This window comes from Kordia periserrulae, assembly GCF_003054265.1.
Taxonomy (GTDB): domain Bacteria; phylum Bacteroidota; class Bacteroidia; order Flavobacteriales; family Flavobacteriaceae; genus Kordia; species Kordia periserrulae.
In genome coordinates this window covers 485,244-506,110 of the sequence record NZ_QBKT01000002.1, presented here as the reverse complement: position 1 = coordinate 506,110, position 20,867 = coordinate 485,244, and the positions used below count along the sequence as shown (strand labels likewise).

16 protein-coding genes, 1 other RNA gene and 1 pseudogene are annotated in these 20,867 nt (G+C 35.4%); 9 read left to right on the top strand and 9 right to left on the bottom strand.

The features are described from left to right. Positions 1–59: 59 nt before the first annotated feature. Together C8N46_RS20790 and C8N46_RS20850 are read right to left on the bottom strand one after the other, a co-directional pair. Positions 60–3,449: an endonuclease gene (locus C8N46_RS20790; protein ID WP_211314475.1), complete on the bottom strand. Its 3,390-nt coding sequence runs from the start codon at positions 3,447–3,449 to the stop codon at positions 60–62. A gap of 142 nt (positions 3,450–3,591) precedes the next feature. Then, positions 3,592–3,726 (bottom strand): annotated as a pseudogene (locus C8N46_RS20850) (TlpA family protein disulfide reductase); the annotation flags it as partial. A 339-nt stretch (positions 3,727–4,065) separates the two neighbouring features. Here C8N46_RS20850 and pheT point away from each other — a divergent pair. The 3 genes from pheT to C8N46_RS06340 all read left to right on the top strand — a co-directional run bounded on the left by pheT (position 4,066) and on the right by C8N46_RS06340 (position 7,405). Beyond that, a complete protein-coding gene (gene pheT, locus C8N46_RS06345; protein WP_108114030.1) occupies positions 4,066–6,498 on the top strand; it encodes a phenylalanine--tRNA ligase subunit beta in 2,433 nt (810 codons plus the stop codon). Positions 6,499–6,879: 381 nt separating this feature from the next. Further along, positions 6,880–7,032, top strand: coding sequence for a hypothetical protein (locus C8N46_RS20375; RefSeq protein ID WP_158269090.1), 153 nt, complete (start codon positions 6,880–6,882; stop codon positions 7,030–7,032). Between the two features lie 184 nt (positions 7,033–7,216). Beyond that, positions 7,217–7,405: a hypothetical protein gene (locus C8N46_RS06340; protein ID WP_108114029.1), complete on the top strand. Its 189-nt coding sequence runs from the start codon at positions 7,217–7,219 to the stop codon at positions 7,403–7,405. Positions 7,406–7,478: 73 nt separating this feature from the next. Here C8N46_RS06340 and C8N46_RS06335 read toward each other — a convergent pair whose 3' ends face one another. Further along, positions 7,479–9,110 (bottom strand): ABC-F family ATP-binding cassette domain-containing protein, encoded by a 1,632-nt coding sequence (locus C8N46_RS06335; RefSeq protein WP_108114028.1) that lies wholly within the window; start codon positions 9,108–9,110, stop codon positions 7,479–7,481. 191 nt (positions 9,111–9,301) lie between these two features. Between C8N46_RS06335 and C8N46_RS06330 the strand changes: the two genes are divergently transcribed. After that, on the top strand, positions 9,302–10,723 hold the full coding sequence (locus C8N46_RS06330) for a thioredoxin-like domain-containing protein (protein ID WP_108114027.1): 1,422 nt from the start codon (positions 9,302–9,304) through the stop codon (positions 10,721–10,723). Between the two features lie 75 nt (positions 10,724–10,798). On the opposite strand, the gene fsa is transcribed toward C8N46_RS06330, so the two are convergent. From fsa to ffs, 5 genes are all read right to left on the bottom strand, one after another. Further along, entirely contained in the window at positions 10,799–11,452 is a 654-nt protein-coding gene (gene fsa / locus C8N46_RS06325) for a fructose-6-phosphate aldolase (protein ID WP_108114026.1), read from the bottom strand. A gap of 437 nt (positions 11,453–11,889) precedes the next feature. Beyond that, complete coding sequence (locus tag C8N46_RS06320; RefSeq protein ID WP_108114025.1) at positions 11,890–12,516, bottom strand: hypothetical protein; 627 nt, start codon at positions 12,514–12,516, stop codon at positions 11,890–11,892. Positions 12,517–12,602: 86 nt separating this feature from the next. Next, positions 12,603–13,016 carry a hypothetical protein gene (locus C8N46_RS06315; protein ID WP_108114024.1) on the bottom strand — a complete coding sequence of 138 codons (414 nt, stop codon included), beginning with the start codon at positions 13,014–13,016 and terminating at the stop codon, positions 12,603–12,605. After that, positions 13,017–13,823: an SDR family oxidoreductase gene (locus C8N46_RS06310; protein ID WP_108114023.1), complete on the bottom strand. Its 807-nt coding sequence runs from the start codon at positions 13,821–13,823 to the stop codon at positions 13,017–13,019. Between the two features lie 77 nt (positions 13,824–13,900). Next, positions 13,901–13,999: signal recognition particle sRNA small type (ffs, locus tag C8N46_RS06305), an RNA gene on the bottom strand. Between the two features lie 54 nt (positions 14,000–14,053). Here ffs and C8N46_RS06300 point away from each other — a divergent pair. After that, the gene (locus tag C8N46_RS06300) at positions 14,054–15,151 is read left to right on the top strand and encodes a glutaminyl-peptide cyclotransferase (RefSeq protein WP_245896741.1); all 1,098 of its coding nucleotides are present in this window, start codon (positions 14,054–14,056) and stop codon (positions 15,149–15,151) included. Between the two features lie 350 nt (positions 15,152–15,501). Here C8N46_RS06300 and holA read toward each other — a convergent pair whose 3' ends face one another. Next, on the bottom strand, positions 15,502–16,506 hold the full coding sequence (holA, locus tag C8N46_RS06295; protein ID WP_108114022.1) for a DNA polymerase III subunit delta: 1,005 nt from the start codon (positions 16,504–16,506) through the stop codon (positions 15,502–15,504). Positions 16,507–16,565: 59 nt separating this feature from the next. Here holA and C8N46_RS06290 point away from each other — a divergent pair, with 59 nt between their 5' ends. The 4 genes from C8N46_RS06290 (at position 16,566) to C8N46_RS06275 (ending at position 20,784) form a co-directional block, all read left to right on the top strand. Then, entirely contained in the window at positions 16,566–17,015 is a 450-nt protein-coding gene (locus tag C8N46_RS06290) for a type I restriction enzyme HsdR N-terminal domain-containing protein (RefSeq protein ID WP_108114021.1), read from the top strand. Positions 17,016–17,348: 333 nt separating this feature from the next. After that, entirely contained in the window at positions 17,349–18,338 is a 990-nt protein-coding gene (locus tag C8N46_RS06285) for a glycosyltransferase family 2 protein (RefSeq protein ID WP_108114020.1), read from the top strand. A 185-nt stretch (positions 18,339–18,523) separates the two neighbouring features. Then, positions 18,524–19,408 carry an OmpA/MotB family protein gene (locus tag C8N46_RS06280; protein ID WP_108114019.1) on the top strand — a complete coding sequence of 295 codons (885 nt, stop codon included), beginning with the start codon at positions 18,524–18,526 and terminating at the stop codon, positions 19,406–19,408. A 158-nt stretch (positions 19,409–19,566) separates the two neighbouring features. Continuing rightward, positions 19,567–20,784, top strand: a complete 1,218-nt coding sequence (locus C8N46_RS06275) for a hypothetical protein (RefSeq protein WP_108114018.1) — start codon at positions 19,567–19,569, stop codon at positions 20,782–20,784. Positions 20,785–20,867: the final 83 nt, after the last annotated feature.

Sequence of the window (20,867 nt, the reverse complement as noted above, 5' to 3'; positions counted from 1 at the left end):
AAGCTGTTTGAGAAGTACTTTCTCAAACAGCTTTTGTTGTTTTGATAAATTTTAAAGACTTATTCCTTCACAAATTGCTTTGTCAAAATTTCATCGCCATCATTTATTTGTAAAATGTACATTCCCGCTTTTAGCGTGCTTACATCAATGATTTTAGTGTTTAGCGTTCCTTCTTTTACGATTTGCCCAACTAAGGAATGAATTTGATACTTAGCGGAAGCATCTGCATAGATTCGGATTTCTAGTTGATTGGACGTAGGGTTTGGATACATGGTAAAGTCTTCTTCCATTTCCAATTCGTCTGTGGTCGCTACTGCAGAAAGTTCTCTTGTTGTGACTTTGCTTGACTGCGTAATCATTCTCGCGGAAGCGTTCACAATTCCCGTAATCGTCACTTGATCGATATAAATTTGATCGGCATTGGCAGAAGCATCACATTGAAATCTGAACTTTGCATTGTTTACAAAGCTGTAATTCGTGCTATTGAGCGTGACTTTGGCATTGTAGAAACTTCCATTTTCAAAATCAGTTCCGCTTGCGTATGTACGTACGGTTTGCCAATTAGTCCCATCGTGGTAACGTACCCAGAAATCTTCGCCAGTTTCCATGCTATTTGCGTAAAAATAGAAATCAATTTCAACCTCATCATACGGAGAAACATCAATATCATTTAAGGTCATGGAAGAAGCTGTTCCTGAATCGTCTCGCAAGCGAATTGAATAACTGCCTTCATACGATAGACTTCCTGTGTAACGCGCGCAATCGCCACCGCCATCAACCCAACCGTCAAGTCCCGTTTCAAAGAAGCCTTCATGCAGTACGGTCGTACTTCCGCCAGTTCCGCCTGTATTTCCGCCACCATCAACAGCATGTGCTCCTAAATTTGAGCTGGTATCCGTTGCAAACACATCCCACTCTGGTTCTGTGTAATTTGTATTTGGACTCGTAACACTTGCAATTCTACGTAAAGTGACATCTATTGCGAAATTAGCACTTCCGCCATTAAACGTACCAATGACATCAATGAGTACATCATTTTTAAACAATCCGATAGGATCATTACCGTTAAAGGTTACAATGCCGCTTCCAGTACTCACATCTGCCTGATTTAGTATGGATGCATTCGCTGAACTGTTCGCAATGACAAAAACATCGCCATTTGCCAACACTCCTGATAAGTTATACGGAGAAGCCCAATCGCCCGCGCCATTGGTTTGCTTTTTTATAGAATAGATTGATAAATCGACTGGAGCTCCTGTGAAATTCGCAATTTCCAACGCTTTGTTAAATGACGAACCTTCAATATATTCTGAGAAGAATAAATCCGCTTCACCCGTTACAGGATCAAACGTTGTACTTGTCGTTGCCGCAGTACTTGTTGCAGACGTGTTTCCTGCTGCATCTACCGCACTTACGGTAAATGAATATGCTGTGTTAGGAGAAAGTCCCGTCACTTGATAGGACGTAGAAGTTGTAGCTGTTACCAAAGCTCCTGAACTGTAAATTTCATAGCTTGTTACGCCTACATTGTCTGTAGAAGCTGTCCATGATAAGTCAATAGTAGTTTGCGTTTCATTGGATGCTATTACATTTGTTGGAACGGTTGGCGCTGTTGTATCCACCGTAGTCACATTGGTTCCAGCACTTGTGGCAGATGTATTTCCTGCAGCATCTTTGGCACGAACTGTAAACGTATAAGTGTTGAATATGGTGAGTCCAGAAACATTGTAATTGGTAAATGCTGTACTTCCAATCAAAGTTCCATCTTGATACACATCATACGCCGAAACGCCGACATTATCTGTTGAAGCTGTCCAATTTAGTGTGGCTGTAGTTTCGCCAATATTGGACGCGATGATATTGGTTGGTATGGTTGGTGCTTCCGTATCAGGAGTTGTGCCGCCATTTACAGTGTGTGTTCCTAAATCAGAAAACGTATTGCTTGCATAACTGTCCCATTCGGAAGTTGTGTAGGTAGTATTTGGATTGGTAATTTCTGCTTTTCTACGCAAAGTCACATCTTGTCCAAATGTAGCGCTTGAACCAAATACGCCAATAATATCAATTAAAACATCATTTTTAAACAATCCTACTGCATCGTTTCCGTTGAAAGTGATGGAAGAATTTGTAGTTGTTGCATCTGCTTGTGCAATCACCGCAGCATCTGCCGAGCTGTGTGCCAATACAAATACATTTTCGTTGGTTAAGGTTCCGCTTAGTGGATATCCTGCAGACCAACTTCCCGCGCCGTTGGTTTGTTTTTTGATGCTATAACTTGAAAGATTTACGGAACTTCCTGTAAAATTCGCTACTTCCAATGCTTTGTTAAACGAAGAACCTTCTACATATTCAGAAAAGAATAATTCTGTAGTTACACCAGCTACGTTAGTAGTAATGGTGACGCCAGCACTACTGTTTGACGTATTTCCCGCAGCATCTTTTGCTCGTACAGTAAAGGTGTACAAAGTACTTGCTGCTAGTCCAGTTGCATTATATGTTGTGTTTGGCGTATTTCCGATAAATACTCCATTTCGAAATACTTCATAGGATGCTACCGAAACATTATCTGTCGAAGCCGTCCAGCTTAATGTTGCAGCTGTAGTTGTTATGTTAGAAGCTGTCAAATTTTGAGGAACTGTTGGTGCTTCCGTATCGTTGCCTACATTGAATTTATCTTCTGCTTGCGGACCGCCCCAAATTTGCGTAGCAAACGCTGGATTGTCAATAAAAGGATTGCGATTTCCTTGAATTCCTGCCAATACTTCATTGCGATTTTCTTCAAAAGCAGAAACAGGATCGTCTACGTTCCATTGCAAAAACAAGTCAATCATATTATTGTCAACACTTAAAGGTGTCCCTGTACCTACATTTGCAGGCAAACATTGATTGCCATACCGCAAATACATAAACATAATGATACGCGCTACATCTCCTTTCCATTCGTCACCAGGATACCAATCGCCTGTAGGATTTATATAGGCTGCAATTCCTGTTCCTACACCGAATTTACGATTATTACGAGTGGAATTTTGTTGAAAATCACACGCACGTAGATTGTGTGCATCTGCGCCTGGACCTGAAGTTCCCAAATCGGGATTTGCTAGTGACTTTGCAAATACATGCTCTCGATTCCAGTCGCCTACGCTTCCGCCGTTTTGAAATTTATCACGTGTTCTGTCATTTACCACACTTCCGTCCGTATCGTTGTGACCGTAAATTAACAGCACATTTGAACTATTTGTAAGATCTAAATCTGATTGTTGCAACGCATTCCATACGCCTGGTGTGTATGATAAGAATGTGGTGTGTGTGGAAATAATTTTAGTCGCAAGTTCATCTTTTAAGTTTGTTCCCGATTGCGAGAGGTTTACATCGTTGTAATACGCTGGAATTTGCGCATACGAAGTGAAGCTTACAACTAAAAAAAGCCAAAGTAATAGTTTTTTCATAATATGTATTTTGGTTGGGTTTAATTTTCTACCCTATAAAAATACTTTAGTTTTTGCTAATTTCATATGAACTAATTGTTGGCTTTTCATTTAGAACGTAATTTTACGTTTACACCCTACTAATCAATATATTAAACCGTAACTAATTATTCTTTTGTAGCGTTGAAACGAAGTTTTCAAAGTCATTTTTGAAAGCTACGTATTTACTTCCCGTAGCAGGACCGTTAAAACCTGTATGAATGCGTCGGACTTTTCCTTTTTTGTCTATAAATATTGTAACGGTTTTTTATGTTGAAAAGTAATGCTTAGGTGATTTGGTTCGAATTATTGGTTACAAATTACAATAATTCACAAAACTCTATAGTTTTTGTAGGTTTATTTACTGAATTCATCTCGACTGCACTCGATGTGACATTCAGGAATGAAAAATTCAACACAATTAAAATTTCAATAAGTCCAAAAGTAAAACGGTCTAAATAAAGTTCGCGCGTAAGCGTGAAAAAAGTCTAAAAATCTAACAAAAATTTACTCCATAGAGATTCCCTTTTTCAAGGGAATAAATATTTGCCAACTCTGCGTATTATCTTATCTTTGCGGACTATCAATACGAATACTAATGAAAATATCATACAATTGGGTAAAGCAATTTATCCAACTTGACTGGGATGCTGAAAAAACGGGCGAACTCTTAACAGACTTAGGTTTAGAGGTAGAAGGCATCGAAAAATATGAATCTGTAAAAGGTGGATTGGAAGGTATCGTTGTCGGACATGTATTAACCTGCGTACAACATCCAAATGCCGATCGTTTAAAAGTGACTACGGTTGATTTAGGCAATGGAGAACCTGTACAAATCGTCTGTGGTGCACCGAATGTGGCAGCTGGTCAAAAAGTACCTGTAGCGACTGCTGGAGCGACGTTATATGATGCAGATGGCAACGGATTTAAAATCAAGAAAGGGAAAATTCGTGGCGAAGTGTCTAACGGAATGATTTGCGCCGAAGACGAACTTGGTTTGGGCGAAAGTCATGACGGAATTATGGTGTTGGATGACGATTTAAAACCTGGAACGCCTGCAAACGAAGTATTTAACATTGAAAATGATACCGTTTTTGAAATTGGATTAACGCCCAACAGAGCTGACGCGATGAGTCATTACGGAGTGGCGCGCGATTTAAAAGCAGGATTGCTTCAAAAAGACATCAATATAGAGCTCATTACACCATCTACCAGCAGTTTTAGAGTAGACAATCGTACACTAAAAATTGATGTGGATGTTGAAGATAAAAACTTAGCGCCTCGCTATTGTGGTGTGACGATTTCTGGAGTGCAAGTAAAAGCATCACCTGAATGGTTGCAACATCGTTTAAAGGCAATTGGTTTGACGCCAAAAAATAATGTGGTTGATGTGACGAATTATGTATTGCACGAACTAGGACAACCGTTGCATGCCTTTGATGCGAATTTTATTTCTGGGAATAAAATTGTTGTGAAAACCTTAAAAGCAGGCACAAAATTCATTACGCTAGACGAAGTTGAACGCGAATTGCACGAAGACGATTTGATGATTTGTGATGCGGAAAAACCATTGTGTATTGCAGGTGTTTTTGGCGGATTAAAATCGGGCGTAACTGAACATACGACCAATATTTTCTTAGAAAGTGCCTATTTTAATCCTGTTTCTGTTCGAAAAACGGCAAAACGTCACGGATTGAACACAGATGCTTCGTTCCGTTTTGAGCGTGGTATTGATCCAAATAGTACTGAATACGCGTTGAAAAGGGCTGCATTATTGATTCAAGAATTGGCTGGTGGCGAAATTACGAGTGATGTTTCTGACAGTTATCCGACAAAAATTGAAGACTTTCAAGTGCGTGTTTCGTTTGACAATATTTCCAAATTGATTGGTGAAGAATTGCCGCGAGAAACGATTAAAAATATTTTATCGTCTTTAGAAATTAAAATCAATTCGGTAACCGATGGCGGATTAGGTTTAACGATTCCTGCCTACAGAGTGGATGTACAGCGTGAAGCGGATGTAATTGAAGAAATTTTACGTGTGTACGGTTACAACAATATTCAATTTGATGAAAAGTGGCATACATCCATTTCAAACACCTCGCGTTTTGAAGATTACAAATTGCAAGATGTAATCGCAACGCAATTGGTTTCGCAAGGTTTTTATGAAATCATGTCCAATTCGTTGACAAATGCTTCGTATGTTGAACTTTCGGAGCAATTAAAAGCTGAACACAATATCACAATGTTAAATCCACTTAGTGGCGATTTGTCTGTGATGCGTCAATCGTTATTATTTTCTGGATTGGAAGCGATTTCACACAACATCAACCGAAAAAATAGTGACTTAAAGTTGTTCGAATTCGGGAAAACCTATCATGAATTTAGTGAAGGAAATCGTGAAGAGTTCAAGCATTTATCGATATTTATTACTGGAAACACAACTTCTGAAACCTGGATGCAAAGCAAGCCTGTTGCCACGGATTTCTTTTATGCAAAAGGAATTGTAAACGCGATTTTGACACGCTTAGGCATCAATTCGACGAAAGTTTCGCCAATTAAAAACGAGTTGTTTTCAGAAGGAATTACCTTGAGTTTAGGCAAAATAAAGTTGGTAGAGTTTGGAATTGTGAAGCGTAAAATTGCCAAGTCGTTCGACATTAAACAACAAGTGATTTTTGCTGATTTTAATTGGGATAACGTGTTGCAAGTCGTGAAAAACAGAAAAATTAAATTTCAAGATATTCCAAAATTCCCAAAGGTTCGTAGAGATTTTGCCTTGTTGATTGATGAAAACACAACCTTTGCCGAAATTCATAATATTGCGCAACAAAGCGAGCGAAATTTGCTAAAAGAAGTGAACTTGTTTGATGTGTATCAAGGTGATAATTTACCAAAAGGCAAGAAAAGTTACGCCGTAAGCTTCACACTGCAAGATGAACACAAAACACTGACAGACAAGCAGATTGACAAAATCATGAACAAATTACAGCAAAGTTTTGAGAAACAATTGGGCGCGGAGCTTCGATAAGCTCAGTGTAACAATGTATCAATTTTTTAATGTAACAATTGTTTGATTTGATAATCTTGTTTATAAAATATGGAAACGCTTTTTACGTTGGTAGGAAGCGTTTTTTAATGCTTTGAAACTAAGAATTTTAAATGTTGGATGTTGAATTGTTTGCAGCTAAACACATAAATCTATAAACTTTAGAAAATCAAAGCTGTTCTCGATACAACGAACTTGCGTTCGCCACTCGAACGGACGTATAATGTTTCAAATTCAAGTTCGAGTTCAAGTTCAAGTTCAAGTTCGAGTTCAAATTCAAGTTCCAAACCTCAACATCGAAAAAACTTACTTTTATTACATATTTTTTTGTACATTTAAAATCTCATGAAAAAAAAGTAGGGTATGTTAGATAAAATTTCAAATCTCGACGGATTTAGTTTTATTAATAAAAAAGGACAACGCAATATTGTTGGTGGAGCACCGCGTTTTTGTAGTCACAGAAGACCGTGTGATTTTCCGTATGTTTGCTATAACGGAATTTGCAGACTCCCATAATCACTACATGTAGATTGCACATCTTTTCACAAAGCTTATCATTGTTATAAGCTAGAATTTCTATAGATTTTTATTTCTAATTTCTTTTTTTGAATTACTCGTAATTTATAAATCAAGAGTAATTTTTCTTTTAAAAATTATTGTAACTCTCTAATTTTAAAGTAGTAACAAAAAATTTTTAATTATGAAAAAAAGAAAAACAACATCGTTGAAGTTGTCAAAAAAGACAATTTCGAGTTTTACTTCCAACGAATTAACAGGAGGAACGCGAACTTCTAATTTATGCACGGCGTATTGTACATTACAATGTCCGCCACCGCCAGATACGTATTGGTGCGACTATACAGAAGGAAGCGCTTGTATTTGCTTGTAAAGTAAACTGAAAAAAGAAATCGCCTGTTTTAAATTGTAAAACAGGCGATTTTTTATGGATTATTGTTGAAAAACTATGCTTCTACTGCATACATTTTTTCGCGTTGCTCTTTGATTTTTTTGTCGCTCATATAATCGTCGAACGTTAAGTATCTGTCAATAACACCGTTTGGTGTCAATTCGATGATTCTGTTGGCAACGGTTTGTGCAAACTCATGATCGTGCGTAGTAAATAACACAGTTCCTTTGAAATTTTTCAAGGAATTGTTGAACGCCGTAATGCTTTCCAGGTCTAAGTGGTTAGTAGGTTCATCTAGCATTAATACATTGGCTCTCATCATCATCATGCGCGATAACATACAACGTACTTTTTCTCCTCCAGAGAGCACTCTTGCTGTTTTTAAGGCTTCTTCTCCACTGAAAATCATTTTTCCTAAGAATCCACGAACGTATACTTCTTCTCGTTCTTCTTCTGTAGTTGCCCATTGACGTAACCAATCTACCAACGTTAAATCGTTGTCAAAATATTCAGAGTTATCTACAGGTAAATATGATTGTGAAGTGGTAATTCCCCATTGATAGGTTCCCGCTTCAGCGTCCATTTTACCATTAATGATTTCATAAAAAGCCGAAGTAGCACGTGAGTTTTTAGAAATAACCGCTACTTTATCGCCTTTTGCCAAGTTGATATCTACATTTTGAAACAACACTTCGCCATCGGCAGACGCTTTTAAGCCTTCAATGTTTAAAATTTGGTCACCAGCTTCGCGGTCTCTTTCAAAAATAATAGCAGGATAACGACGACTCGACGGTTTGATGTCTTCCACTTTTAAGCGTTCCAACATTTTTTTACGTGATGTCGCTTGTTTTGATTTTGCCACGTTTGCACTAAATCGCATAATAAACTCTTGCAATTCTTTTGCTTTTTCTTCTGCTTTTTTGTTTTGTTGCGCACGCTGTCGAGCCGCTAACTGACTACTTTCGTACCAAAATGTATAGTTTCCACTGTAGTGATTGATTTTGGCAAAATCAATGTCTGAAATATGTGTACAAACTGCATCCAAGAAGTGTCTGTCGTGCGAAACTACAATGACACAGTTATCATAATTTGCTAAGAAATTTTCCAACCAAGAAATAGTTTCAAAATCTAAGTCGTTCGTAGGCTCATCCATAATCAACACATCTGGATTTCCAAAAAGTGCTTGTGCTAATAATACACGTACTTTTTGTTTACCGTCTAACTCGCTCATTAACGAATAATGATATTCTTCTGAAATTCCTAAGTTTGATAATAACGCTGCTGCATCCGAATCGGCGTTCCAACCGTTCATTTCTTCAAACTCTACTTGCAACTCTCCTACGCGCTCGCCATCTTTATCTGAAAAATCTTCTTTCGCATAAATTTCATCCATTTCTTTTTTGATGGCATACAAAGGTTTATTTCCCATGATAACCGTTTCCAACACAGGATGTTCGTCATACGCAAAGTGATCTTGTTCTAATACGGACATGCGTTTTCCAGGTTCTAAGTGTACGTGCCCAGAAGTAGGGTCCATCTTTCCTGATAAGATTTTTAAAAAAGTGGATTTACCAGCGCCATTCGCTCCGATAACACCATAGCAGTTTCCTTGCGTAAACGTGGTATTTACTTCGTCAAATAAGACGCGTTTTCCAAATTGCACAGATAAGTTAGATACAGATAACATTCTTTTCGTTTTTTAAACTTTTTTATATATTGCGCAAAAGTAAGAATTACATTGAATATTACTAAGCTTTACAGCGAATTTTACTTTGATTGCTTTTAATGCTTTATCCGTTATTTTTAACAGCCTATTAACAGCGTATTGCGTTTGGGATAGTTAGTTTTGTTAAAATTGAAAAGAAGCAGCAGATTGCTATGAAATATTTTACCCCGTTATTACTTATATTTTTGTGTTTAGTAGGTTGTAATAACTCTCAAAAAGAAACCGCGGAAGATGTGGTGTATTTTGGTGGAGAAATTATCAATCCTGCTGATGATTATGTAGTATTGTACCATCAGGGGAAATTTGTAGACTCTTTAAAATTAGACGAAAAGAACCGATTTATGGGAAAATTGAAAAACCATAAAGACGGTTTGTATAAGTTTTATCATTATCCAGAATATCAATATATTTATTTAGAAAAAGGTGATAGTTTATTGTTGCGATTGAACACGTATAAGTTTGACGAAACACTTTTTTTTACGGGAAAAGGCGCTGAAAAGAATAATTTTTATATTGAATTATTTCTGCTAAATGCGAGTCATGAGCGTCCTGTATATCAATTTACAAAGCTAGATAGTGACGAATTTCTTGAAAAAATTGATTCACTACAAGACATTAAATTAGCAAAACAGAAAAAGTTTCTAGCGTCCAATCCAGATGTTTCGGATGAATTCAAATCATTTACAGACAAAGCAATTCAATATCGAAATTTCAGATACCGTGAAACGTATCAGAATATGTTTTTTAAGCGAAAAAAAGAAGATTCTACCCTAACGCTGAGCCATTCTTTTTACGATTATAAATCGAGAGTCAACATGAACGATTCTACGATGAGCCATTACAGTCCGTACGCAAGATACATTATGCAGTTTATCAACAATTCAGCATATAGTGAATGTTTACAGAAATCGTGGAAAGGTGAGAAACCCATCAATACATCGTTGACGTACAATAAAAATAAATTGAAAATTATTGACAGTTTAGTGACGTATCCGTTTTTGCGAAATGAATTATTACGCTACACGGCGTATTCGTATTATAGAAACAATGCTACAGATATTGTTCAGAATAATGAATTTTTCAAACTGTATCAAAAAGTTACCACAGATACCAAATCGAAAGAAGAAATTACCAATTTGCACAACGGCATTAAAAGTCTGCAATCTGGAAACAACTTTTCGAATCAGATTTTTGTGTACGACGAAAAGCATGCACGTGTCCCTGTAAATCGTTTAAATTCGAAACGCGGAAAGACCTTATTTTACTTTTGGACTTCCAAACAAAAACGACACAAACGTTTGATTACAGATAAAATCAAAGCGTTGTCTAAAGAATTTCCTAGTTTGAATATCATTGGAATTAGTCTAGATGAAGACCACAAACAATGGAAAAAAGATGTAAAAACCTTCGATTTTCCACAAAGCAGGCAATATCGAATTGGCGAACGAGAAGACGTACTGCGTGATTTTGCTTTGATTAGCATCAATAAATTAATCATTACTGACCGAAGTGGAAATATCATAAACGCTTTTGCTGATATTTATGATGCTGATTTAAATGAGCAGTTGAAGTAGTATTTTACTTAAAAAATCATAAAAAAAGCGTTTCATACAGTATGAAACGCTTTTTTTATGCTGTTGAGAAACGTATTAGTTCCCTTTCTTATAATCTGCTAAGAATTTCTCTAATCCGATATCTGTCAACGGATGTTTCAATAATCCTTTAATTGATGACAAAGGTCCTGTCATCACATCTGCGCCAATCTTAGCACAATCAATCACATGCATCGTGTGACGTACAGAAGCTGCTAAAATTTCTGTTTCAAATGCATAGTTATCATAAATCAATCGAATTTCTGCAATCAAATTCAATCCATCTGTTGAAATATCGTCCAAACGACCGATAAATGGTGATACATACGTTGCGCCTGCTTTTGCTGCTAACAAGGCTTGTCCCGCAGAAAATACCAACGTCACGTTTGTTTTGATGCCTTTATCAGAAAAATATTTACACGCTTTTACGCCGTCTGCAATCATTGGTAATTTTACCACAATTTGTGGATTTAACGCAGCCAATGCTTCGCCTTCTTTTACCATTCCGTCAAAATCGGTAGCAATGACTTCTGCAGAAACATCGCCATCTACAATCTCGCAAATTGCTTTATAATGGTTTAAAATGTTGTCTTCTCCTGTAATTCCTTCCTTAGCCATCAACGAAGGATTTGTGGTTACACCATCCAAAATACCTAAGGCTTGTGCTTCACGAATTTGATCTAAATTAGCCGTGTCAATAAAAAATTTCATCTGTTACGTAGTTTAAAATATATCAGTTGTGTTTTTATATTTGGGCGTTTTAACAGGCTATTCGCTGTATCTTTTTGGCACATTTCGACACGCTCAATGTCTCCATTCGACGCGCTCAAAGTGCCAAAAAGGATGTCGCTACTATCCTTAACGCAATTTTGCGTAAAATTACAACAATAAAGTATGTGATAAGAAACATCAGTTATAGAATAATCCGTGAGTTATTAACAAAAAAACTGCCTCTAACAAGAGACAGCTTTCCCAATACAAATTTCAAAGTATGCTACTGTCGTTTACAGAAAGACAGCAGTATGATGTAATTAATGAAACACAATGATTTTATTGCACTATAAAGTACGCGAAAAGTTCGAACGCTTGTACAAAAAGATGTGTAGATGTATCGGAATGTTGTAATGTTGGTAGCTTGTGAGTTTGTTTTACTCTAAAGCTGGAAACACTTTTTCCATTTCTTCGGTAAGTTTCAAATCATGTTCCGATTTATCAAGAAGAATTTCTAAAAACTGACGAAAATCTGCTTTTTCATATTCATTAAAAGGAATTTGTATGTCCGCTTTTTTCTCAAAAATCAATCTAAAATCATTCCCAAAGGTGGTAAAATCAATATGCTTTAATTTTTTGAGGTCACGTTTTTGAACATATGTACTGAAAAATATCAAAGTATTCTTATCAATTACTAAAGTTACAGGCTTTCTTTTCTTGTAGATAAAAAAAGTAATAAACTCCACCAACATTATAAAAACCCAAATGAAAAATATGATATCAGAACTTTTTATAAATTCTTCAGTTTTGTTTTCAATAAGTCTAAGAGTTAGTACCCCAAGAAACAATAGTCCCATGAATATAGTATATCTACTAATCTTTTTTCTAAAACTTCTCATCTGAAAATCACCTGTATATGTATGGAAGAATACTGAAATTTCTGCCATTAATAACGCTATAAAGAGGGAGAAAATAAGTCCGATATTTAGCCAAACAGGAAAATCAATATAAAGTCCTAAAATCGATACTAAAAATATAACTACAATAGGATAAATGTTTTTCATTTATAAAAGTTTATATAAAATTAGTGGGTAAGATGCTTAGAATGTTACAATGATTAAAAAGCTATTATTAGGCTAAGTATTGCATATCAATACTTTTTGTAAGTGTATTTGGTTTGTACAGAATCTGTTTCCACCCTAAAATGCAATACTTTATCATCGAGTTGCAAAATACGATACGAACGTTTTACAATAGTTAATACAGAATCTTCAATTGTATATGGAATGACAAGTGATAAGCCTTCATGTGAAACGGAAAACTCTATATCCAAACTATCGCGAAAAGACATGTCAATTCCCTTTTGAAAAAAACTATCTGCCGTATACTTTGAAAGTGTATCCGTTCGTATAATATCTGTACTCAAAATGATTTTTTCTTCACTTTCAAACTTCCACTTTCCTAAAATTTTCTTTGAAACATCGGTTTGTGAAAATACATATTGTACTGTTAGAAGTAAACAACAAAATAGTAAAATAGATTTTATGTTCTTAATTTGTATCATTTACAACTTATAATGATTCATCAACAGCTTCTCATACATTTTATCGGGTAACACGCGTTTCAATACAATAGAAAATTTCTGCATAAACGCGCCTACTTTGTAATGAATTTTAGGCTTTTTGGTTTGAACGATTTTCAACACTGCTTCCGCCATTTCTTTCGGATCAGAACCTTCATCGACATGTGCGTCCATTTCTTTCAACATATTTCCATATACTTCTTTATAGGGAGAATTTTCAAAAACAGGCGTATGATAACGTCCCGCAGCAATATTGGTGGCAAAATCGCCTGGTGCGACATTTGTAATTTCGACACCAAACATTTTGGTTTCCATGCGCATAGCTTCTGTCACCAATTCCAACGCGCCTTTGGTTGCCGAATAAATTCCTCGGTATGGCAATCCCATATATCCTGCAATAGACGTTACATTGATAATCAACCCGCTTTTTTGCGCACGCATGTGTGGCAAAACTGCTTTCATGACCGAAATTGGACCGTACAAATTGGTTTGAAACGCTTTGTGGATTTCTTCATCGGGTGTTTCTTCTATCGGACCTGTAATGCCAACGCCGGCATTATTAATCAACACATCCAAGCGACCTTCTGCATCAATGATGGTTTGTACTGCTTTTTCAATCGTTGCCGTATCTCGCACATCTAAAGCAATGAGTTTAAAGTCTGTAAAATTGTCAAATTTGTCAGGGTTTCGGCTTGTTCCGTAAACGTTATATCCTTTCTCGGCTAATAAAATTCCAATAGATTTTCCAATTCCTGACGAGCCGCCAGTAATCAATACAACTTTTGACATGCGATTAAATTTTGGTTAACTTTTTTACAAATATGCTTAAAAAAAAGGAGAAATAGTAGTTGACTTTCGGGAATAAAAAAAGGCAAGCTACCTACATCACACCGCTACGACCATTTACCTTTGCTGCGTTCCCGCCCTGGAGGATTCAACAGGAGCTGGTTGTGTAGGACTTGCCGCTGCAAAGATAAAATGTTTTTACATTATAGCAATGATTTTTTAAACTGATTTTTATGAATTACCTTGCCGAAAAATTAAGTACTGCGATGAAATTTTATAAAATATTCATAATCACATTTTTAAGTTTGATTGTTTTTTCATGCGAAAGCAAAAAAAAACCTGCTCCAGCCAAGTTTACACTAGAAGTTGAAGGAAAAACGAGCAAATTTCAGCTAAATGCTTCCTTAAAAGCGAAAGTAGTCAATGTAAATAATGGCCCAATTGAAGCGGTTGAATATACATTGAACAATCAAAAATTGACAAATTCTAGCACAAATCCTGCCGTTTTGGAAACTACCATTCCTACCGATATGCTACTCGGAAAACAATTATTGAAAGCTTCGGTAACATACGGTGGCGGCAAAACAGTTCCTGTAAAAACGAATATCACGGTATTATCAACCTCGAAACCTAAAATTTACACCTACAAAATCATCAATACGTATCCGCACGATAACAAAGCTTACACACAAGGATTAGAATTTTACAGAGATACGCTTTTTGAAAGTACCGGACAACGAGGACAATCTTCCTTACGTAAAGTAGATTTTAAAACAGGGGAAGTATATCAACAGATAAATTTAGAGAATAAATATTTTGGCGAAGGCATCACGGTGTTAAACGATACCTTATACATGCTGACCTGGCAAGCAAACAAAGGTTTTGTATTCAATCCTGATAATTTGAAACAATTGCGAACGTTTTCATACAAAAAAAGCAAGCAAGGTTGGGGATTGTGTACCGATGGCGAAAAATTTTATAAAAGTGACGGTACCGAAAAAATCTGGATTTTAGATGCAAAAACCTTGCAAGAGCAATACGCAATTCAGGTGTGCGATAATAAAAATACCTATGTAAAATCGAACGAATTGGAGTTTGTGGACGGAAAAATTTATGCCAACAGCTACCAAAAACCAAGCATCATGATTATCAATCCGAAAAACGGTGCTTTGGAAGGTTTGGTCGATTTTAGAGGTTTAAAAGAAAAAACAACCGTGCTTCCTACAACCGATGTTTTCAACGGAATTGCCTATCATCCCACACGAAAAACGTTTTTTGTAACTGGAAAATACTGGGACAAAATGTTTGAAGTGGAGATTGTGGAGAAGTAGTTTTTTAGGTGTTGGGTGTTGGGTTTTAGGTGTTGGGTGTTGGTTTTTTGTGTATTTGTTTATTTAAAACTAATAACCTGAGCAAAACAATACCAAAATACCAAGAGCAAAACGATGAGCGAAGCGTTTCTAACAATCTAAAAATCTAACAGCGAAGCGAATCCAAAGGCAAAGTTTCTAGAGTCGAGCTTTTTGATTGAAGATGTGAAAGCTATCAAATTATTTGTAAAAGAATGTTCTGTGCAACAAAATGTATCATAACATGAAAAAATGGTCTCAATAACAAACCTTGAATCCTTGAATTTTTAAATCTTTGAATTGAGCCTAGCGAACCTAATAGCGAAGCGCATCTAATTCATAATCTTTACCAACAACTCTTTCAACAAATCACCGTTGGATAAATTACTGGCGCCCACGCCTTTACTTTTTACGTCCATTTCGCGTAAAGTCGCCACAATACCGCTCACCTTTTTCATTGGGTAATTGCGGGCAGCGGTTTGGTATTCTTTAACAAAAAACGGGTTGATGCGCAATACTGAAGCTACATTGCGCTGACTATGGTCATGCAAACCGTGATATTGCAATAGTTGCGAAAAGAAATTGAACAATAACGAAACCGTCACAACTGTCGGATTGTCTTTCGGGTTTTCAGCAAAATAGGTAATAATTCGGAACGCTTTTTTGATATCACGGTCGCCAATGGCTTTGCGTAACTCAAAATTGTTATAGTCTTTGCTAATTCCGATGTTTTCCTCAATAATTTCAGCGGTGATTTCGCTTCCTTTTGGGAGAATCAATTGTAACTTTTCGAGTTCATTATCAATTTTACTCAAATTCGTTCCCAAAAACTCCACCAACATTTGCGCGGCTTTCGGTGTGATGTGATATTTTTTTCCAGCCAATACTCTACGAATCCAATCCGCAACCTGATTTTCATACAATTTCTTGCTTTCATACACAACGCCCTGTTTTGCAGCCGCTTTGATTACTTTTTTATTACGCGCAATCTTTTTGTACTTATAACAAATCACCAAAACGGTTGTTGGCTGTGGATTTTCAAGATAATCCGCGAGTTTTTCAATGGTTCTCGATAAATCTTGTGCTTCTTTTACAATCACCACTTGGCGTTCTGCCATCATTGGATATCGTTTGGCATTTGCCACAATATCATCTACAGAAACATCGCGTCCGTACAATACCATTTGGTTGAACCCTTTTTCGGCTTCATCCAACACATTGTTTTCAATATATTCCGCAATTTTATCAATATAATACGCTTCCTCGCCCATTAAAAAATAAATAGGTTTAATATTGCCTTTTTGTATATCAATGACGATTTGTTTCGCTTCTTCCATGTTCAGGACAAATGTGAAATTGTATTGGTTTTCGGTGTTTGAATATGTAGCTTTGTGCTATGGAACACTTGAATTTTCCAAAATATACGTTCCGCTTCAAAAATAGGGAAAATAAAATCTATATTTTTGATGCGATACGGAAAAAGTTTGTGGTGCTGACTCCAGAAGAATGGGTTCGGCAACATACTGTGCAATTTTTGATACAGGAAAAGAAATATCCCATAAGTCTTATCAACGTAGAAAAAGAACTCGTATTCAACGACTTAAAAAAACGATATGATGTTGTTGTCTTTAATTCGGATGGAAGTATTTTTTTGGTGGTCGAATGCAAACGAAGTACCGTAACCATCAATCAAGAAACCTTTGATCAAATTGCGCGTTACAATATGATTCTCGATGCCGATTATTTAATGGTCACCAACGGATTGCAGCATTATTATTGCATTATGGATTACGAAGCGCAGCAATATCATTTTTTGAGAGCTATTCCGGAGTATAAGAAAGGTTAGATTGTTAGACTTGTTAGATTTTTAGAAGTTTAAATGGTATGAGTGAAAAGCTTTATTTTTGAACTCGAATTTGAACTCGAACTTGAAACCAAACGTCACTTCGAGTATTTTTCCGCACATTGAGCCTGTCGAAATGAAGGAAAAAAGTATCGAGAAGTGCTTTGAAACTTGAAATGTTAAATTATCATAAACTACTAAACTTATAAACCTATAAACTAAAAAATATCATTTAAGTTCAGCTTGAAAAATACTGATTACGCTACAAACAAAGAACCAACAACCAGCAACTAAAAAAACCTAACACCCAAAACCCAACACCTAAAACAAAAAAAAATGAACATCGCCGTCGTCATCCTCAATTGGAATGGAAAAGCATTGTTGGAAGAGTTTTTACCGAAAGTGGTAACTTTTTCAGGCGACGCAACGATTTATGTGGCGGATAACGCTTCCGCAGATTATTCCATTGCCTATGTTGAAGCAAATTTTCCCACGGTGAAAATCATACAAAACACTGAAAATGGCGGGTATGCGAAAGGCTACAACGATGCACTTCCATTTGTGAAAGAAGAAATTTTCTGTCTGTTAAACTCTGACATTGAAGTCACGGAAAACTGGCTCACTCCTATTCGATTCGCTTTCGAAGAACAGCCAGAAACTGCTATCATTCAACCAAAAATTTTAGATTTTAAACAAAAAACACATTTTGAATACGCAGGTGCCGCTGGCGGATTTCTAGACAAATATGGCTATCCGTACTGCCGTGGACGTATTTTTAATACCATTGAAAAAGACAGCGGACAATACAACGACAACCGAGAAATATTTTGGGCTTCGGGCGCGTGTTTGTTTATTCGCAAATCAGTTTTTGAAGAATTGGGCGGTTTTGATGAAGATTTCTTTGCGCATCAAGAGGAAATTGATTTGTGTTGGCGCGCGTTTAACAAAGGGTATAAAACACAATATGTTTCCGAAAGTGTGGTGTATCATGTCGGTGGCGCGACGTTGAGCAATACAAATCCGCAGAAAACCTATTTAAACTTTCGGAATTCCTTGTGTATGCTAGCAAAAAATCTCCCGAAAGAGAAACTATTTCCCATCATATTCATGCGATTGGTACTAGATGGAATTGCGGGAATTCAATTTCTATTTCAATTCAAATTCAAACACTTTTGGGCAATTATCAAAGCTCATTTTCACTTTTATGCGCGTTTTTCTAGCATGATGAAAAAGCGTGATACACATCAAAACAAACAGTACTTTCAGCACAAATCGATTGTGTATACATACTTTATCAAAGGGAAAAAAACATTTTCTCAGTTCTAAAAAACATATAATTTTTTTAAAAAGACAAACAATATTTCGAATAAAAAGTAGTTCTCTTAGAAATGTTAAAAAATCTACGAAATATACCTTTAAAACTTTGTTAATACTTTTATAATACCTCGCTTTTTTAATACTTTTGAGTAAAATTTTTGAACAAACCACTTAATTATATAAAATACAGACTTATGAAGAAGATTTTTTTAATGGCAGCCACAGCGTCCCTAGTGTTGTCCTCTTGTGTTTCTAAAAAAGAATTTGCCGATTTGGAAGCAAGACATAAAGAAACGAAGGACTTGTTAAATTCTGCCACTGTAAAACTGAATGCTTGCCTTGAAGAAAAAGCTTCTGCAACTGCAAAAGTTGAAGCCATGGAAGGTCAAGTTGCCGATTTACGTAAAGCCAATAATGACTTAAAAGAAACCAACCAAGGTTTGATTGAAAACACAAAAGATATGACGGTGTTGACAACCAAAGGTGCTGAAAACTTAGAAAAGTCGTTGGAAAGCATGAAAGAGAAAGACTTAAAGATTACACGTCTACAAGATGCATTAAACAAAAAAGATAGTGTCACTTTAGCGATTGTTTCTAGCTTGAAAAAAGCGGTTGGAATCGACGATCCAGATATTGAAATTAATGTTGAAAAAGGCGTTGTTTTTATCTCTATTGCAGATAAATTATTATTTAAAAGCGGAAGCTACAACGTAACTACCAGAGCAAAAGAAGTATTAGCGAAAGTTGCTAAAGTGGTAAAAAGCAAGCCTGATTTCGAATGTATGGTAGAAGGTCATACCGACAATGTACCGTACAAAAAAGGCGATATTTTACTCGATAACTGGGATTTAAGCGTAAAACGCTCCACCTCTATCATTCGCGTATTGCAAGAGTTAGGTGTAGATCCTGGAAAATTAATCGCAGCAGGAAGAAGCTACTATGTTCCATTGGTGGAAAATGACACCGCAGAAAACAGAGCGAAAAACAGACGTACACGAATTGTCGTATTGCCAAAAATCGATCAATTCTATGATATGATTGAAAAAGAAATGAAAAACCTTTCTGCGGAAGGAAAATAAGCTAGTTTTAGGCAAAAACATATTAAAAAAGCGTTCAAGATTGTTCTTGAACGCTTTTTTTGTGATTGTATTTTTTAATTAAAATATATTGAGCGGTTTTGGTGATGTGTAAGAAAATTGTAGATTTAAGAATCAATAAAAGCTAAAAAAATTAAAAATTGAATTTTATACTGACCACATATATCTATCCAATTAAGGAGGAAATTCAAATTTCTAAACGATTTAAATTTTCACTTGATAACCCAAGAACTAATGAAGAAATCAAGTTAGTAAAGGCACATCTTGAAAAATCCTTAAACAGCCCAGAAGAATTTTATAAGGATAGATGGAGTGCAAACTTACCAGTATTTTTAACAGAAGAAACTAAAAACTTTCTTTCCGTTGAAAGTGCTTTAATCAACTTTGAAAAAAACTACTCTAAATCTGACAAATATGTTTCAATTTTTTTTAAGCATAATAAGGAAACAAACATTCTTGAAAAATTAGCAAAATTATGGGTAATAGGAAGATTTGATGATAATGGTCAATATGAAAGTATGAAAACTACTTATCAAGAAATGTCAGAACAACAACAACGTGGTTTTTTTATGTTAGATAAAGGAAATCCAATCATTAATAATTCGAATAATCTAATTAATTTTTCATACTTAATTTCACTTTTATTATATACGGAGAAATCCGATTATTACGGAAAGTCTTTTTTCTTACATGATAGTGATATATCTTCTCAAGAACTGAAAATTGATAGACATCTTAATTTAGTTGTTTTGAATTTCGGGTTTATCTCATATTCAGAAACAATTAACCATAAAGAAGATGTGTGGAAATCGTTTTCACATATCAAAGAAAATTTAATTAAAATTGCTAATAACCTTGACTCTGTAATTGATGATTCTAATGAAGACAAAATTTTATTCATATCAAATTTACTAAAAGTAACAAGTGAAGAAATCAAAGATTCAAGATTTAAACTAGTAACACTAATAAGCATTATAGAACTATTATTAACGCACAGTCCAAACTATCAAAGATTTAATGTTGAGGATTCAATTAGTAAACAATTTAAGCTTAAAACTAGCATACTTGTATATAAAAATAATAATAAGTTAGATTTAAATTGGTTAAAAAATAGATTGAGAGATATTTATAGTCAAAGGTCAAATATTGCACATGGAAACTTTAAAGAATTAGATAAATATTTAGAGAAAGAAATAAAAAAATTAGACCCAAAAGAAAACACATTAAATTTATCTAATGAAGTTTTAAAAGATACTATTTTAGAGAATTTAATTAGTGATGTTTATTTATTTATCCGAGCAATTATTGAAGAATATATAAAAGACAGAAAGTTAGTTGAATATTTGAAAGAAAATTAAATCCAAGTTAAGTCAATCAATAATATACATAGCTCATTGCGGTAGAATTAAGGAATTACTTACAATTTGCTATACTTAAGCTA